Annotated in this window: 17 protein-coding genes; 7 read left to right on the top strand and 10 right to left on the bottom strand. The window is 46.3% G+C overall.

Features of this window, described 5'->3' with window-relative positions:
• Positions 1-21: 21 nt before the first annotated feature.
• The 4 genes from EYA81_RS07290 to mraZ all read right to left on the bottom strand — a co-directional run bounded on the left by EYA81_RS07290 (position 22) and on the right by mraZ (position 4015).
• Positions 22-2160, bottom strand: a complete 2139-nt coding sequence (locus tag EYA81_RS07290; RefSeq protein WP_117600207.1) for a penicillin-binding protein — start codon at positions 2158-2160, stop codon at positions 22-24.
• An 87-nt stretch (positions 2161-2247) separates the two neighbouring features.
• Positions 2248-2598, bottom strand: a complete 351-nt coding sequence (locus tag EYA81_RS07285) for an FtsL-like putative cell division protein (protein ID WP_005830386.1) — start codon at positions 2596-2598, stop codon at positions 2248-2250.
• 9 nt (positions 2599-2607) lie between these two features.
• Positions 2608-3528 (bottom strand): 16S rRNA (cytosine(1402)-N(4))-methyltransferase RsmH, encoded by a 921-nt coding sequence (rsmH, locus tag EYA81_RS07280; RefSeq protein ID WP_117600286.1) that lies wholly within the window; start codon positions 3526-3528, stop codon positions 2608-2610.
• 10 nt (positions 3529-3538) lie between these two features.
• Entirely contained in the window at positions 3539-4015 is a 477-nt protein-coding gene (gene mraZ / locus EYA81_RS07275) for a division/cell wall cluster transcriptional repressor MraZ (protein ID WP_117600208.1), read from the bottom strand.
• Between the two features lie 98 nt (positions 4016-4113).
• Between mraZ and EYA81_RS07270 the strand changes: the two genes are divergently transcribed.
• A complete protein-coding gene (locus tag EYA81_RS07270) occupies positions 4114-4383 on the top strand; it encodes a hypothetical protein (protein WP_226791248.1) in 270 nt (89 codons plus the stop codon).
• A gap of 184 nt (positions 4384-4567) precedes the next feature.
• Here EYA81_RS07270 and EYA81_RS19175 read toward each other — a convergent pair whose 3' ends face one another.
• The 3 genes from EYA81_RS19175 to EYA81_RS07260 all read right to left on the bottom strand — a co-directional run bounded on the left by EYA81_RS19175 (position 4568) and on the right by EYA81_RS07260 (position 6211).
• A complete protein-coding gene (locus EYA81_RS19175; protein ID WP_158562784.1) occupies positions 4568-4705 on the bottom strand; it encodes a hypothetical protein in 138 nt (45 codons plus the stop codon).
• Positions 4706-4830: 125 nt separating this feature from the next.
• A complete protein-coding gene (locus EYA81_RS07265; protein ID WP_117600209.1) occupies positions 4831-5334 on the bottom strand; it encodes an RNA polymerase sigma factor in 504 nt (167 codons plus the stop codon).
• 373 nt (positions 5335-5707) lie between these two features.
• Positions 5708-6211 (bottom strand): RNA polymerase sigma factor, encoded by a 504-nt coding sequence (locus EYA81_RS07260; protein ID WP_117600211.1) that lies wholly within the window; start codon positions 6209-6211, stop codon positions 5708-5710.
• A gap of 213 nt (positions 6212-6424) precedes the next feature.
• Between EYA81_RS07260 and EYA81_RS07255 the strand changes: the two genes are divergently transcribed.
• Positions 6425-7243: a 1-acyl-sn-glycerol-3-phosphate acyltransferase gene (locus tag EYA81_RS07255; RefSeq protein WP_117600212.1), complete on the top strand. Its 819-nt coding sequence runs from the start codon at positions 6425-6427 to the stop codon at positions 7241-7243.
• A gap of 43 nt (positions 7244-7286) precedes the next feature.
• Entirely contained in the window at positions 7287-8264 is a 978-nt protein-coding gene (locus EYA81_RS07250) for a GNAT family N-acetyltransferase (RefSeq protein WP_117600213.1), read from the top strand.
• A gap of 28 nt (positions 8265-8292) precedes the next feature.
• Here the strand turns inward: EYA81_RS07250 and EYA81_RS07245 are convergent, their stop codons facing one another.
• Positions 8293-9621, bottom strand: a complete 1329-nt coding sequence (locus tag EYA81_RS07245; protein WP_061411069.1) for a deoxyguanosinetriphosphate triphosphohydrolase — start codon at positions 9619-9621, stop codon at positions 8293-8295.
• A 212-nt stretch (positions 9622-9833) separates the two neighbouring features.
• On the opposite strand from EYA81_RS07245, the gene dut reads away from it, so the two are divergent.
• Genes dut through EYA81_RS07225 form a run of 4 tightly spaced genes read left to right on the top strand, consistent with a single transcriptional unit; the run spans position 9834 to position 14081 of the window.
• Entirely contained in the window at positions 9834-10268 is a 435-nt protein-coding gene (dut, locus tag EYA81_RS07240) for a dUTP diphosphatase (RefSeq protein WP_025831605.1), read from the top strand.
• Positions 10269-10314: 46 nt separating this feature from the next.
• Entirely contained in the window at positions 10315-12165 is a 1851-nt protein-coding gene (locus EYA81_RS07235; RefSeq protein WP_117600214.1) for a tetratricopeptide repeat protein, read from the top strand.
• Positions 12143-12730, top strand: a complete 588-nt coding sequence (locus EYA81_RS07230; protein WP_008662710.1) for a DUF4292 domain-containing protein — start codon at positions 12143-12145, stop codon at positions 12728-12730. Before EYA81_RS07235 ends, EYA81_RS07230 begins: the two co-directional genes overlap by 23 nt.
• 49 nt (positions 12731-12779) lie before the next feature.
• The gene (locus EYA81_RS07225) at positions 12780-14081 is read left to right on the top strand and encodes a murein hydrolase activator EnvC (RefSeq protein ID WP_057253814.1); all 1302 of its coding nucleotides are present in this window, start codon (positions 12780-12782) and stop codon (positions 14079-14081) included.
• A gap of 7 nt (positions 14082-14088) precedes the next feature.
• On the opposite strand, the gene EYA81_RS07220 is transcribed toward EYA81_RS07225, so the two are convergent.
• Both EYA81_RS07220 and EYA81_RS07215 read right to left on the bottom strand, forming a co-directional pair.
• Positions 14089-15159, bottom strand: a complete 1071-nt coding sequence (locus tag EYA81_RS07220; protein ID WP_005830364.1) for a M20 family metallo-hydrolase — start codon at positions 15157-15159, stop codon at positions 14089-14091.
• A 90-nt stretch (positions 15160-15249) separates the two neighbouring features.
• Complete coding sequence (locus EYA81_RS07215) at positions 15250-15867, bottom strand: porin family protein (RefSeq protein ID WP_165491361.1); 618 nt, start codon at positions 15865-15867, stop codon at positions 15250-15252.
• Positions 15868-15889 lie beyond the last annotated feature (22 nt).

Below are 15889 nucleotides of genomic sequence, written 5' to 3'. Positions count from 1 at the left end.
CAAATCTTGTTTATTCTCATGTTAACGTAGTGTCAGGGCTATGGTTTGTCCTTTCACTATCCGACTGCCGCTTGCTATGGACTGGTTCCTCACCCGTCCTACGCCGTTTAGCCTTACTTTCAGTCCTTTGCTCTCTAAAAGGTAGACTGCATCTTTCGCTCCCATACCGACCACGCTGGGCACGGTGCCCGAGGCCAGTTCCTGGTCTTGCAGGATGACTGCCGACGGGGCAGCTTGTGTATGTCCCCACTGCTCCTTTTTCTTTTGTTCGGAGAACTGTTTCTGGACGGGAACTTTCAGATCGTTCAATACAAGGAGCGCCTCGTTCATCTCTCCGGCTTTCACGGGAGGAATCACATTGGTGGTACTGTCTATGGCACTGCGTATGTCAAAACGCAGGTCTTTGGCATAAACTCTTTCCGCTATTTTCCCAAAGACACTACCTGCCATCAGACCGCCTGAAGCTGGTAACCCAGGCTTCTGAATGGAAACGATGCAACTGTATTTAGGTGCTTCCGAGGGGAAATATCCGCAGAAACTTACAAGGTAGTTCACCCGTCCCGACTTATATCCGGCGGCTCCTTGAGAAATCTGTGCCGTACCCGTCTTGCCCGATACGGAGAACTGCTTGCTGCCGGCGGGTTTTGCCAGACCTTGCGATACCACTTTCCGAAGGATTTCGCGGATCTGTGTCAGGGTATGGTCGGAACATATCTTGGGATTGATTACTTCCGTAGGATATTCTTTCACTACCTCACCATCCTTTACCGCTGCTTTCACAAACTTGGGGCGTACCATGACCCCATTGTTGGCTATGGCATTGTAGAAGGTCAGTATGTTCATAGGAGGTACCTGGGTCTCGTAGCCGATACTCATCCACGGCAAAGTCGTTTTGGCAAAATAACGCTCTTTAGGCCCTTTGATGTTGGGTTTCCCTTCACCAGGAATTTGCAGATGAAGCGGCTGGTCGATGCTCATGCGCTTCAAACCGTCCACGAACTTCTGCGGATTATCCTTGTAGTGCTTGTCGATGAGGTAGGAGACGCCCACATTGGAAGAAACTTCCAGAATACGTGTCACATCTATCTTTCCATAGCCTCCCCGGTGCCAGTTGTGGTCTCTCATCTTGCTGCCGTACATATTCATAATACCGTTGCCCGTGTCTACCTCGGTATCCGGGGTTATCTTGCCGTCTTCCAGTGCCACCATAATGGAGGCTGTCTTGAAGGTGGAGCCCGGTTCCAACATATCGCTGATGGCATTACTGTTCATTTCGTAGTAATTGCCGTCTCCAGCTTTCATCATGTTGACAATGGCCTTCACTTCTCCGGTAGCCACTTCCATCAGTACGGCTACCCCGACATTGGCATTGATTTCCTTCAACTTGTCCACCAGGGCTTTTTCGCAGATGTCCTGCATGCCTACGTCGAGGGTGGATATGATGTCACAACCGTCTACCGGGGGAAGGTCTACGATATTCAGGTATTTGTTCATCACCTTCTGACGGTGGGTAATACCGTTCCGTCCTTTCAGCAGGGTGTCGAAGGCCAACTCAATGCCGTTGCGGGCTCCCATGGCTGTATCGGCATAAAGACGGCCCAGGGTTTGGGCTGCCAAAGAACCGAACGGCTTTTTACGCTGGTTGTATATCTGTTCGTGGAAACCGCCTCGGTATTTGTTCATCTTGAATACGGGTAACCGCTTGGCTTCCTTATACTGAATGTAAGAGATGCGCCGGTTGCGGTTGGGAAGAATGTTGTAGTTCCGGCTCTTCATCTCCCGCCCCTTGCGCAGATGGCTTTTGAAGGTGGCGGCACTGATGTCCGGAAAAATCTGATGAAGCCCGATACAGATGGAATCGAAATTGGCTTTCCAGATAGAATCCTTGCGCTGCTGGTCCTTTTTGCGGCGCTTCTCGTCCCTTTCGCCGGACATGAAGTCCATATATATTTTATATTCCGGCAGCGAACTTGCCATCAGTTTACCATCCGAGGACAGGATATTTCCCCGGTTGGGCTTCACCGTTACATTCTCTTTTACGAAGCGGTCGGCTACATCGTGCCAGTACTGTCGCTCGGCAAACATAATCATGGCGCCTTTCACAACAATAGCTATCCCCACCAGCCCCATGAGTAGGACGACGAAGAAGTAACGGGTCATTATGTTTTTTTTATTTACAGCCAATGTTATTTACGATTTAACGATTTACGATGTGCTATTGAAATTACTTTAATCCTCAATTCTCCATTATTTTAGTAAGTACGGTGGATTAGTGGAAGTCTGCAAATCACTTTCTTTGGTGGCGATGTATTCTTCGATGCGCGATTGGCGGCTCCGTTCCATTAATTCCGAACTGCGTGTCAAGGCATCGTACTTGATGTCTATCAACTCTTTTTTAAGGTTGTCTATCTCTATCAGTTGCAGTTGGCATTCGTAACGGTTGTTGATGTAAATAATGATAAGCACCATGATAAGGAACAACAATCCGGCTTGACGGCGGAAGAAGTCTGTGGCCAGAATGTCGCCTCCTATGATGTTTTTCAGTGAGGTGCGTTTTTTCACCTTCTCCGTATTCTTTTCTTCTTGTTTCTTTTCCATTGCTAGTCACTAATCATTCGTTACTCTTTCTGCAATTCTCAGCTTGGCGCTGCGCGAACGCGGATTGCGCTCTATCTCTTCCTCGTCCGGTACAATTACTTTGTTGTTGACCAGCCGGAACGGGGTCAATACGTTCCCGAAGAAATCTTTTTCGGCCTTGCCTTCCACGTTGCCGGTTTTCATGATATTCTTCACCATACGGTCTTCCAGGGAGTGATAGGTTATCACCACCAGACGGCCTCCCGGCTTTAGCGCTTCTGTTGCTGCATACAGCATTTCTTTCAGTGCCTCCATTTCCTGGTTTACCTCAATGCGCAATGCCTGGAATACCTTTGCTAGTTCTTTCTTCTCACGTTCGCGGCCGAAGAGTGGCTTGACGATTTCCAAAAATTCGCCGATGGTGGCAATTCTCTGCGTAGCCCGTGCTTTAACAATGACAGATGCCAGTTTCCGGCTGTTCTTCAGCTCGCCGTACAGATAAAAAATATCGGCCAGCTTTTCTTCTTCGTAGGTATTCACGATGTCGGCAGCTGTCAGGCCGGCACGTTTGTTCATACGCATATCCAGTGCTCCGTCGAAGCGGAAGGAAAATCCCCGTTCGCTGTCATCAAAGTGATGGGAAGATACGCCGAGGTCGGCAAGTATGGCATCCACTTTTTCGATGCCGTGATAGCGTAGGAAGTTGTGCAGGTAGCGGAAGTTGCTGCGTACGAATGTAAAATGCGGGTTGTTCACAATGTTGCGTTCCGCATCCTCGTCCTGGTCGAAGCTCAGCAGCCGGCCGCCGTCTTCCAGGCGGGACAGTATCTCGCGCGAATGTCCTCCTCCACCAAACGTTACGTCTACATACGTGCCGTCCGGACGGATGCTCATCGCATCTACGCTCGGCATCAGCAATACGGGGATATGATATGTTGTTTCTTCTTTCATCATCTGTTGTTTATAGCTTATTTTCGTCACAGCAAATATTTTCGTCTCCCAGCAGCTCTTCAAGAGCCTCACTGAACTCGTCAGGGTTCATGAATGGTTGTTCGGCACGTTCCTTGGCCCAGATTTCTATTGTGTTGTCCACGCCAATGAAGCGGACATCACTTTGTATACCCACCATTTGCAGGTAACGCTTTGGGAGCAGGATGCGTCCGTTCCCGTCAGGGATCATGATTTCCGCGTCACTTACGAACTGGCGGAAAATCATTTGCTGTTTAGCGTTCCATTTATTCAGCCGGCAGCGAAGTTGGTTTTGGGTGGCAAACCATACACTTTCCGGGTAGAGCACCAGGCAATCCTGATATACGTCCTTGCGCAACACGAGCTTTTCTTCGGAAGCGGCCTGCAGCTGTTTCCGGAAGGTGGCCGGGATGAAAACTCTTCCTTTTGCATCTGCCTTCGCCTCGATATTACCTAAGAATTGTATCATTTCTCACCTTATTATAATAAGCGACGGTAAAAATACACATTTCTCCACAATTCCCCACAATCTTTTAACTAAAATCTTAGGAAGAAGTTTTCAACACCTTGTTGATAGCTTATTCATTTGATAATGAAGCTACTTTTGAAGCACTTTGCTGGTGGGGAATTTGTGTAGTCTCTTTTGAAAAGATTCAGTTAGAGATGGCGGGTCTTTGGTTTGAAAGTCGCTTGTTGGTGGAATGGTGTCTTGGGCGGGAAACTTCTTTCCCAGCCTTGCGGATATCTAAACCAAGCCTTGGTTTTTCTATCTCAAGGCTTGGTTTGGAAAAACCAAAGTTTGGGATAAAGCTCTTTCTTAACTCTTCCTTGTTTTAGTATTAACTTCTTAACTCTTTTTTGTTAATTTACCATCTTTTTTTGTGAACGTTACCGTTTGCCGGGAGATGATGGGGAGGAGTGATAATATTTCCCTAGGGTGGTTGATTATTATATTCATCCACAGAATCCGGTGGATAAATCTTTTTTTTACTGTATGCTGTTCAGCGAGTCAAGTTTGTCTTCATTGACCAGCTGTACGTAGTGCCATACCTGCGTACTTGACGTGCTTGCTCATGGCCGGCTGTACGACAAAAACAGCAGGAGCTTCCATTGCCATTGTTACAAATGTGCAGGCTGTAATGGTTGTCTGTTTCTTCATGTTGTTTATTAATCACTCGGTTTTTCTTTAGGTATCTTGGTTTGTATTCTATGATTGTCTGAAAATAAGTATATTTCGTTTTTATCCGGCCAATAAATAAACAATTCTTTGCTTGCCGTATTCTCTTATCTGAAATCCTTCAAGTCATGCTGCAGCTTCTGGCGGGTAAAAAAGATACGGCTCTTTACTGTTCCAAGTGGGAGGTTCAGCTTTTCTGCGATTTCACGGTACTTGAAACCGGAAATGTGCATGGAGAAAGGTATCTTGTACTCACGTGGCAGGGCATTGACAATGCGGTGCATTTCCTTCAGGTCGTAAGCACTTTCTGTGCTGTCGAGTGTGAGGTCATGCGGTGTATTCAGATGATAGAGATTGTCTGTGGTATCTGCAAACGTCTGGTCACGTACCACTTTACGGTAATTGTTGATGAAAATATTACGCATGATGGTATATATCCATCCTTTAAAGTTGGTATCAGGTGTATACTTCTCTTCATTGTCCAGAGCTTTTAATGATGTCTCTTGAAGCAGATCGTTGGCTTCTTCGCGGTTGGAGGTTAATTTATATGCAAAGCGTAATAAGTCGTTTTGAACTCCGAGTAGGTCTTGGGTAAATGTTCTATTATTCATAATGGATGTTTTTTTAATTATTGTTCGTTTTATTGATGATGCAAAGTTATGGATGATTCTTTTTTTTGATAGACGGAAATCAAACTCTCTTTGGGGGGAAATCTAATAATTGGCAGTTTTCAGGTGGTTTTGGTTAGCTTTCAGTGCTTCGGATAGCTGGAAAGGTGGAATGTAACCAGAGGTTACTACCTGATTTTTGTAAATAATATTATCGCAAAGCGTAACGGCTTGAATATGTTCGTGCAGAAATATAAAGGCGAGGCCATGAAAGGTAGACATGGGATTGTCCCGGCCTACCTTTCTCTCTTTTGATACAACTAAAATTTGTACTCTTCTTAATTTATGGAAATCACTGGTTTTATATGCTGGGTTCTTAAACAAAATCCTTCAAGTCTTGTTGTAATCTTTGGCGGGTGAAGTAAATGCGGCTCTTTACCGTGCCTAAGGGTAACCCCAGCTTCTCTGCAATTTCGCGGTACTTGAAGCCGGAGACATGCATGGAGAAGGGAATCTTGTACTCCCGTGGCAGGGCGTTGACAATGCGGTGCATCTCTTTCAAATCATATGCTCTTTCTGTGCTCTCAAAAGCGGTGTCATGCGGCAGGTTCAGGTGATAGAGATTATCCGTGGTGTCCGCAAAAGTCTGGTCACGCACCACTTTGCGGTAATTGTTGATGAAGATATTACGCATGATGGTATATATCCATCCTTTGAAATTGGTATCGGGAGTATACTTCTCTTCGTTATCCAGAGCTTTCAGGGATGTTTCCTGCAGGAGGTCGTTGGCTTCTTCACGGTCGGAAGTAAGTTTGTATGCAAAACGCAATAAATCGTCTTGAACTCCGAGCAGGTCTTTTTTAAATGTTATATTGTTCATATGTGCTATGTTTTTTCGTTAATCATGATATTGCAAGTTTACGGAAGTTTTCTTTTTCAGGCAGACGGATTTCAAACACACTTTAGGGGGAAAACTGTCAATTGATAGTTTTTAGGTGTTATTTGATAGATTTCGGGTGTAGTTTTCTGTCCTTTTTTTGCGATTAATTAAAAAGATGAGTTAATTTTGCACATTCATTTCATCAAAAGAAGAATGGCTGACGACTCTTTATTTTTGATTGACATAGACAAGATACTTCGGGAAAAGGCTCCGAAGAAGTCTAAGTATATCCCCAAGTTCGTAGTTTCTTATTTGAAGCATATCGTTCATCAAGAGGAATTGAATGTCTTTTTGCGGGAGTCGAAAGATAAAGTCGGTGTGGATTTTCTGAAAGCTTGTCTGGAGTTCCTTGATGCCAATATTGTGGTAAAGGGGGAGGAGAATCTGCCTAAAGAAGGGCTTTATACTTTTGTATCCAACCATCCCCTGGGTGGGCAGGACGGAGTGGCGTTGGGTTATGTCTTGGGCTCCTTTTATGGCGGCAAGGTGAAATATATGGTCAACGACCTGCTGATGAACCTGCACGGACTGGCACCGCTCTGCATCCCCATCAACAAGACGGGAAAGCAGGCCAAAGACTTCCCGAGAATGGTGGAGGCGGGATTTGCTTCGGACAATCAGCTCATCATGTTTCCCGCAGGTCTTTGTTCACGTAGGCAGAATGGGGTCATCCGTGACTTGGATTGGAAAAAGACCTTTATCGTGAAGAGTGTCGAAGCCCACCGTGATGTAGTTCCCATCCACTTCGAAGGGCGGAACTCCAATTTCTTTTATAATCTTGCCAATCTTTGTAAGATATTGGGTGTCAAGTTCAATATCGCCATGCTTTACCTGGCAGATGAAATGCTGAAGAATCGCCATAAAACATTTACTATCACCATAGGGAAGCCTATCCCCTGGCAAACTTTCGATAAATCGAAAAGCCCGGCTGGATGGGCGCAATATGTGAAGGATATTGTATATAAATTGTAGAGAGACCGTATTTATATAAAAGAAGAACTACTAACAGAGAAATATGGAAGATGTAATTGCACCGATAAGCAAGGAGCTGTTGAAAGCGGAGTTGACTGAGGAGAAGCGCCTGCGCATGACCAATAGAAGTCATAACCAGATATATATCATTACTGCCCAAGACTCTCCGAATACCATGAAGGAGATCGGCCGTTTGCGCGAGATTGCGTTCCGCGCTGCGGGAGGAGGAACGGGCAAGTCTATGGATATTGACGAATATGACATCATGGACAATCCGTACAAGCAGTTGATTGTCTGGAATCCGGAAGCTGAAGAAATTTTGGGTGGATACCGTTATATCTTAGGTACGGATGTGCGTTTTGATGAACATGGTGCCCCTATTCTGGCAACTGCCCATATGTTTAACTTTTCGGATAAATTTTTGAAGGACTATCTTCCTACGACCATTGAGTTGGGACGTTCGTTCGTTACGTTGGAGTATCAGTCTACGCGTGCAGACAGTAAAGGTCTGTTTGCGTTGGATAATCTGTGGGATGGTTTGGGCGCACTGACCGTAGTCATGCCCAATGTGAAGTATTTCTTCGGAAAGGTGACTATGTATCCCAGCTATCATCGTCAGAGTCGTGATAAGATTCTTTATTTTCTTCGGAAACACTTTGCGGATAAGGACAACCTGATTACTCCGATGAAGCCGTTACTTCTGGAATCGGACGAGAGTGAATTGGCAGCTCTCTTCTGTAAAGACTCTTTTAAAGAAGACTATAAGATTTTGAATTGTGAAATCCGTAAGGCGGGGTATAATATTCCCCCTCTGGTGAATGCCTATATGAGTCTCAGCCCTACCATGCGTATGTTTGGTACAGCCATCAATTACGGTTTCGGAGATGTGGAGGAAACGGGTATCCTGATTGCCGTGGACGAGATTTTGGCAGAAAAGCGCATTCGTCACATCGAGTCATTCATAGCGAGCGCACCGGAGGCATGCAAGCTTACGTCGGGAGCAAATAAGGTTGTATCATAGGACTATCCGGAAGAATGCTTGTCGTCTGTTATACCGCTGGCAAGCTATTCCCGTTTATTTTCCTGTATAAATCGAGTGCAAATACATCTGTCATTCCGGAGATGTAATCCAATACCGCCTGTATTCTTTCATAGAGTGCAGGCGCTTTTATGTTGTACTGGCCCGATACGCGATTGATGAGCAGTTGCGAATATGCCTTTTCTGGAGAACGCACGGCGTCAATCATCAGTTCGAGTAGGGTACTGATGATGCGGAAACCGGCAAGTTCAATGTCCAGTACGTCGCGTGAGCGGTAAATCCTCTTCAGGGAGATGTCTGCACAGTGCTTGTAGGCATTGGCTGGTACCTCGGATATATGGTTGATGAGGCTTCCTTCAAATTCTCCTTTCAGAATCTTTTCTTCATTGTCTACAAAGGCTTGCACGCATTCGCCGATAAGCAGCCCGATAACGCTGGAACGCAGATAGGCTATTTGCTCATTGGTGTCACTTACTATCTCCATCGTTTTGAGCCGGTGTGCTTGGCGCTCTTTCGAGAAATAAGAAAGAAGCAACTCTTTGGTTTCTTGTGTAGTCAGAATTTTCAGTTTGTGAGCATCCTCAATATCCATCATCTGGTAGCAGATGTCATCGGCGGCTTCCACCAGATAGACCAGCGGGTGGCGGGCATATTTCAACGGGGCATCGTTCTGCTTCTCCATACCCAACTCTTCTGCTATGCGGCGAAAACTTTCTTCCTCTGTGATGAAGAAACCGAATTTTGACTTTTTGCCTGCAAGACTCGATGAAAAGGGATATTTCACGATGCTTGCCAAGGTGGAGTAGGTGAGTACAAATCCTCCCTGTCGCCTTCCCTCAAACTGGTGGGTAAGCAGGCGGAACGCATTTGCATTCCCTTCAAAGTGGGTAAGGTCCTCCCATTGGGAAGGTGTCAGTTGGCCCTTCAGGGACATTCCTTTTCCTTCAGAAAAAAAGGTGGAAATAGCTCGTTCTCCCGAATGTCCGAAAGGAGGATTTCCCAAGTCGTGTGCCAGGCAGGCGGCCGAAACTATGGAGCCTATTTCGGTGAGGTAGCTGCCTTGCAGTTCCGGGTGGCGGGCAATGAGAACTTTCGATACATCGTTGCCTAATGAGCGGCCTACGCATGATACTTCCAAGCTGTGTGTCAATCGGTTGTGGACAAATACACTACCGGGAAGAGGGAATACCTGGGTTTTGTTCTGCAGACGGCGGAAGGGGGCAGAGAAGACAAGGCGGTCATAGTCACGTTGGAATTCCGAGCGGTTTTCATGGCGTTCCTGGTGAAACTCTTCCAGTCCGAAGCGTTTGGCAGATATGAGCGTATTCCAATTCATCATGATGTTATTTGAGATTTGACGATTTACTATTTACGATTGAAGTTACTATTATTTAACTGCAAATGTATCACTATTTTGTATAAAAAGCCGTATTTTCGCCCAAGTTTATAGTAAAAGGAAGATGAATTGCGAAACTTGAATTACTCGAATTGTAAGAATAGAAGTAGCCCCAATCGTAAATAGTAAATCGTCAAATCGTAAATAACATCATGTTGAACGTACAAATCATCAATAAATCAAAGCATCCGCTTCCGGCTTATGCCACTGAGCTGTCTGCAGGAATGGATATCCGTGCAAACCTTAATGAACCTATTTCGCTGGCTCCGATGCAGCGGTGTCTGGTGCCTACTGGCCTTTATATCGCTCTTCCGGAAGGATTTGAGGCGCAAGTGCGTCCGCGTAGCGGATTGGCCATTAAGAAGGGGATTACCGTGCTGAACTCCCCTGGAACGATTGATGCCGATTACCGTGGTGAAGTTTGTATTATTCTCGTCAACCTTTCTGCAGAAACCTTCGTCATCGAAGATGGGGAGAGGATTGCACAAATGGTGATAGCGCGTCACGAACAAGCTCTTTGGCAGGAAGTGGAAGTGCTGGATGAGACGGAGCGCGGTGCCGGTGGCTTCGGGCATACGGGTAAAAAATGAATGGATATTGTTCCGTTTTACGGGTTAAGAATTTATAATTAAATAGATGAGAATCAGAGTAAAAATAATACTTGCGTTGTTGATAGGTACCTTCTGCTTTACTACGTACGGAGTGCAGGCTGCCAATGTTCAAGCTTCTAAGGAGAAAATGAGCGGGTACGGTCGGTCTGAAAAGGCACGGAAGGAATTGAAGAAACGGAAGAAGTCGAAGAAAGCCGACGTTTCGCCCGTAAAGGAGCTTACCCCCGAACAGCAGCGCCGTTACGACTACTTCTTTCTTGAAGCCGCCCGTCTGAAAGTCCAGAAAGACTATGATGCGGCTTTCGATGTCCTGCAACATTGCCTGACGATAAACCCGAACGCATCATCGGCTTTGTATGAGATGGCCCAGTATTATATGTACCTCAAGCAGGTGCCGTTGGGACAAGCCGCGTTGGAAAAGGCGGTGGAGAATGCTCCCCATAATTACTGGTATGCCCAGGGACTTGCCAATCTGTATATGCAGCAAAACGAAACGGAGAAAGCCGCTGCCTTGTTGGAAAATATGGCGGTACGTTTCTCGGATAAGCTGGACCCGCTATACAACTTGCTGGAGATTTACAACCGCCAGGAAGAGTATGACAAAGTTATCGGTATACTGAACAAGCTCGAGGAACGGATGGGCAAGAATGAACAGCTCAGTATGGAGAAGTTCCGCATCTATCTGCAAAAGAAGGACGACAAGAGCGCCTTTCATGAAATAGAAAGTCTGGTAGAAGAGTATCCCAACGATATGCGCTATCAGGTTGTGCTGGGGGATGTCTATATGCAGAACGGGAAAAAGCAGGAAGCTTATGAGATTTACAAGAAGGTGCTGGCCGAAGAGCCGGACAATGCAATGGCCATGTACTCATTGGCTTCTTACTACGAAGAGACCGGACAGAAGGAGCTGTATGAACAGCAATTGGACACGCTGTTGCTGAACAAGAAAGTGGCTTCGGACACCAAACTGAATGTGATGCGGCAGTTCATCGTGCAGAATGAGCAGGCAGGCAAGGACAGTACACGTGTCATTACGCTCTTCAACCGCATCATGGAGCAGGAGCCCGATGAGGCGCAATTACCTTTGCTGTATGCCCAATATCTTCTTTCCAAAGGAATGAACAAGGAGGCAGGGCCGGTTCTGCGCCAGGTTCTGGCGATAGACCCTACCAACACAGCGGCTCGTATGACATTGCTGGGGGAAGCTGTGCGCCAGGAGGATTACAAGGAAATAATGAATTTGTGCGAAGCCGGTGTGGAGTCCAATCCCGATATGTTGGAGTTCTATTTCTATCTGGCCATTGCCTACAACCAGGCGGAACGGACGGATGATGCCCTTGCCATCTGTCAAAAGGCTTTGTCGCATGTCAAGGACGACAGCAAGAAGGAGGTCGTATCAGATTTTTATGCCATTATCGGTGATGCTTATCACACCAAGAATCTGCATGTGGAAGCTTATGCGGCTTATGATTCCGCTTTGGTGTACAATCCTTCAAACATCGGTGCCTTGAATAACTACGCATATTATCTTTCCGTGGAGCGCCGCGACTTGGACAAGGCGGAAGAGATGAGCTACAAGACAGTGAAAGCCGAGCCGAACAATTCCACCTATCTCGATACATATGCATGGATATTGTTTGTTAAAGGTAATTATGCCGAGGCGCGTCTCTACATAGATGAGGCGATAAAGAATGATAAAGATAGCAGTGACGTGGTCTTGGAACATTGCGGAGATATCTATTACATGACTGGCGATGCGGAAGGTGCCTTGAAATACTGGAAACAAGCCTGGGATAAGGGCAATCGCTCTGATACGTTGAAACAGAAAATACAAAAAAAGAAATATATATCAGATGAAACTAAACCTGCTGAATGATATGGCAAGGATATGCCGCCTGTTGTCCTTGCTGTTGTTGCTGGCTGTGGGGCTTGCCGGTTGCAAGACTTCGCGTCACTCAAGTTCTCTGTCCGGAGAATCTGCCTGCCTTTCCTCCAAAGTGCAGCTGACGGTACCCCATAAAGATGCCACCCTTACTGTGAACGGTACGATGAAGTTGAAGAAGGAAGAATGCATGCAGATTTCCTTTCTGATGCCGATACTTCGTACGGAGGTGGCACGTATGGAAGTCACCCCGGATGAGATTCTGTTGGTAGACCGTATGGGAAAACGTTATGTCCGTGCAACACGTAAGGAACTGAAGGATGTGCTGCCCAAGAAGGCGGATTTTGCCCATTTGGAGAAACTGCTTTATGCTGCTTCCAAACCCAATGGCAAGAAGGTGCTTACCGGCAAGGAACTCGGGATACCCTCTCTGGAAAAGGGAAAGATTGAACTTTCCAACTTCTCGGATAAGCCTTTTGCACTGACTCCTACCCAGCTCTCACAGAAATATAAAGAGGTGGAGCTGGAAGAACTGCTGGAAATGCTGATGGACCTTTGATTAGTTGATAATTGTCAGATAATCCCTCATAACTTATAACTCATAACTTATGAAGCTTCTCCTTCTCTTCTTTCTCCTCCTTTTGCCGGTTTCTCCGCTCCTTGCCCAGTCCAACAAGCTGATTAAGGAACTGGAAAGCAAGCGTGGTGCCTTGCAGAAACAGATAGCAGAGTCGGAAACGCTGTTGATAACCACCAAGAAGGATGTGGGAAGCCAGTTGAACGGTCTTGCTGCACTGACCGGACAGATAGAAGAGCGCAAACGCTATATTCTGACTATCAATAATGATGTGGAATCCATAGAGCGCGAGTTGTCTTCATTAGAACGTCAGTTGACCCGCCTGCAACGTGACCTAAGGGACAAGAAGAAGAAATACGAATCGTCCGTTCAATATTTGTATAAGAACCGCTCCATTGAAGAGAAGCTGATGTTCATTTTCTCTGCCAAGAGCCTGGCACAGACCTATCGACGCATGCGCTATGTACGTGAATATGCTACTTATCAGCGCCTGCAAGGCGAGGAAGTGTTGAAAAAGCAGGAGCAGGTGAACCGTAAGAAGACTGAGCTTCAGCAAGTGAAGGTTGCCAAAGAAGGATTGTTGAAAGAACGTGAAGAGGAGAAAGTCAAGCTGGAAGCGCAGGAGAAGGAACAAAAGTTGTTGGTAGCCAATCTGAAAAAGAAACAGCGGGGCTTACAGAACGAACTGAATAAGAAACGCCGTGAAGCCAATCAGCTCAATGCACGCATTGACCGTCTGATAGCGGAAGAAATAGAGAAAGCGCGTAAGCGTGCGGCAGAAGAAGCGCGCCGTGAGGCAGCCGCACGTAAAAAGGCTGGTGAAAAAACCGAAAAAACGGCAACTGCCTCTACGCCCGCAAAGCCGAAGGCACAGCCTTTGGAAACTTACTCCATGAGTAAGGCAGACCGTGAATTATCAGGGAACTTTGCTAATAATCGCGGTAAGTTGCCGATGCCCATCACCGGAGCGTATATCATTACCAGCCATTACGGCCAGTATTCTGTGGAAGGTTTGCGCAATGTCAAGCTGGACAATAAGGGCATCGATATACAAGGGAAACCGGGTGCCCAAGCCCGTGCCATCTTCAATGGTAAAGTGGCGGCTGTCTTTAAACTGAACGGACTGTTCAATATCCTTGTCCGTCACGGGAATTATATATCAGTCTATTGCAACTTGTCATCGGCCTCGGTGAAGCAGGGCGATGATGTCACCACCAAACAGACCCTCGGACAAATCTTCTCGGATGGGGCCGACAATGGTCGTACGGTGCTACACTTCCAATTGAGGAAAGAGAAGGAAAAACTGAATCCGGAGCCGTGGCTGAACAGATAATGATAATTTAAATTTTTACTCCTTCCAGCAGCTCCAGATACATCCCTATCGCCTCCTCTATCTCCTTGACAAAGATAAATTCATCGGCAGTGTGTGAACGGGCACTTTTCCCCGGTCCCATCTTCAGAGAAGGGAATGGCATCAGTGCCTGGTCGGATAAGGTCGGCGAGCCGAAAGGAGTACGTTTCATGGCAATAGCCTTTTGCACTACCGGATGCTCCGGAGCTACGTGTGAAGAGCTTAGCCGGAAGGAGCGGGCTTTGGCTTCACACGTGATGTGTTTCTGTATTTCATCGAATAGCTCCTGATTGCTATAACACTCGTTGCTACGAATGTCTACGACAAAAGTACAACGGTCGGGAATGACGTTATGCTGTGTACCGGCGTTTACCATGGTTACGCTCATCTTCACGGGACCCAGCAGGGAAGATTCTTTTGGGAAACGGTAATCACGAAACCAGGCAATATCATCCAATACCTTATATATAGCATTATCTCCCTCGTTTCGGGCAGCATGTCCCGATTTTCCGGTAGCAGTTACGTCCAGCACCATCAATCCTTTTTCTGCAATGGCAGGTTGCATCTCTGTCGGCTCGCCTACAATGGCAAACTGTATGGGAGGGAGTTCCGGCAATACGCATTCTATTCCCCCCTTGCCTGATACTTCCTCCTCACACGAGGCAAGATATATCAGATTGTAGGCCTGAGTGGTGCGGCACAATGTCAGGAATACTTGCAGCAGGCTGACTACACTGGCTCCGGCATCGTTGCTGCCCAGCCCGTAGAGCTTTCCATTACTTTCCAGCGTTGGTTTGAAAGGATCTTTCCGCCACCCGTTGACGGGTTTTACGGTGTCGATATGGGAATTCAGCAGCAAGGTCGGTTTCTTTAAGTCGAACATCGGGCTGAGGCACCATACATTGTTGCCTTTACGTCCTGTTGCCATGCCTTGCATTTCGATATAGTTCTGCAGATAATCTGCCGCCTTCTCCTCGTCGCGGCTCAAGGAAGGAATGGCTATCAGTGATTTGAGCAATCCGATTGCTTCGGAAGTTAAAGTCGGTATATCGTAAATCATATTCGGTAAATAAATAATCTGGCCGCAAACTTACGGATAAAAAATGAAAAGGACGCCAAACCGACGTCCTTTCTGTTTTTTCAATATTGTTTAGAAGAAGCAACTGAGTGATATCATCAAGTTGCGGTTTTTGTTGCCTGAATCTTTAATGTTCTCTACCAGTCCCCAGTCATAACCGATGGAAATCTGATATTTCTGACTGAATTCGACTCCGGCTTTTAATCCGAGACCGAAATCAAAACGCTTCATGGCATCATCCCCGAATACATTGGTGGAGTTATCATCAAACTCATATTCGTCAAGAATATCTCCTTCCGCCTTGGCTTTGCCAAAAAGACCGATGGCTAAATAAGGACCGGCATTGCCGAATATGGCAAAGTTCTCATTTACTGCATATTTATAGCCAATGTGTACAGGAATTTCCAGGTAGTAGGGATTGAACTTGATAGAAGCAGCAGAGCCTCCGTCTATTTTGGCTCCTTTCAGCGTAAGTAATGCACCCATATCGAGGTAGACTCCTTCTGAAATTTGAGGCAATCCTACTTCAGCCTTTACCCCAGCATGAAAGCCTATTTTACTGTCGAAACCGGTAATGGAGAAGTTACTGGAGTTCATGCCGACTGTTGCTCCCCATCTGAGGTTGTCTTGAGCATTGATGCTTGCTAAACCTATGGTCAGCATAACCATTAAAAGCAATACTTTTTTCATGTTCATTGAATTTGATTTAGTT

This window comes from Bacteroides sp. A1C1, assembly GCF_004328515.1.
GTDB classification, from domain to species: domain Bacteria; phylum Bacteroidota; class Bacteroidia; order Bacteroidales; family Bacteroidaceae; genus Bacteroides; species Bacteroides uniformis.
This window is presented reverse-complemented; position numbering and strand designations above follow the sequence as displayed.

What these genes read in the sequence shown, in the direction of transcription:
- EYA81_RS07290 (WP_117600207.1), bottom strand. Translation starts at nt 2,160, where the DNA reads ATGACCCGTTACTTCTTCGTCGTCCTACTCATGGGGCTGGTGGGGATA.
- EYA81_RS07285 (WP_005830386.1), bottom strand. Translation starts at nt 2,598, where the DNA reads ATGGAAAAGAAACAAGAAGAAAAGAATACGGAGAAGGTGAAAAAACGC.
- rsmH (WP_117600286.1), bottom strand. Translation starts at nt 3,528, where the DNA reads ATGAAAGAAGAAACAACATATCATATCCCCGTATTGCTGATGCCGAGC.
- mraZ (WP_117600208.1), bottom strand. Translation starts at nt 4,015, where the DNA reads ATGATACAATTCTTAGGTAATATCGAGGCGAAGGCAGATGCAAAAGGA.
- EYA81_RS19175 (WP_158562784.1), bottom strand. Translation starts at nt 4,705, where the DNA reads ATGAAGAAACAGACAACCATTACAGCCTGCACATTTGTAACAATGGCA.
- EYA81_RS07265 (WP_117600209.1), bottom strand. Translation starts at nt 5,334, where the DNA reads ATGAATAATAGAACATTTACCCAAGACCTACTCGGAGTTCAAAACGAC.
- EYA81_RS07260 (WP_117600211.1), bottom strand. Translation starts at nt 6,211, where the DNA reads ATGAACAATATAACATTTAAAAAAGACCTGCTCGGAGTTCAAGACGAT.
- EYA81_RS07255 (WP_117600212.1), top strand. Translation starts at nt 6,425, where the DNA reads ATGGCTGACGACTCTTTATTTTTGATTGACATAGACAAGATACTTCGG.
- EYA81_RS07250 (WP_117600213.1), top strand. Translation starts at nt 7,287, where the DNA reads ATGGAAGATGTAATTGCACCGATAAGCAAGGAGCTGTTGAAAGCGGAG.
- EYA81_RS07245 (WP_061411069.1), bottom strand. Translation starts at nt 9,621, where the DNA reads ATGATGAATTGGAATACGCTCATATCTGCCAAACGCTTCGGACTGGAA.
- EYA81_RS07235 (WP_117600214.1), top strand. Translation starts at nt 10,315, where the DNA reads ATGAGAATCAGAGTAAAAATAATACTTGCGTTGTTGATAGGTACCTTC.
- EYA81_RS07230 (WP_008662710.1), top strand. Translation starts at nt 12,143, where the DNA reads ATGAAACTAAACCTGCTGAATGATATGGCAAGGATATGCCGCCTGTTG.
- EYA81_RS07225 (WP_057253814.1), top strand. Translation starts at nt 12,780, where the DNA reads ATGAAGCTTCTCCTTCTCTTCTTTCTCCTCCTTTTGCCGGTTTCTCCG.
- EYA81_RS07220 (WP_005830364.1), bottom strand. Translation starts at nt 15,159, where the DNA reads ATGATTTACGATATACCGACTTTAACTTCCGAAGCAATCGGATTGCTC.
- EYA81_RS07215 (WP_165491361.1), bottom strand. Translation starts at nt 15,867, where the DNA reads ATGAAAAAAGTATTGCTTTTAATGGTTATGCTGACCATAGGTTTAGCA.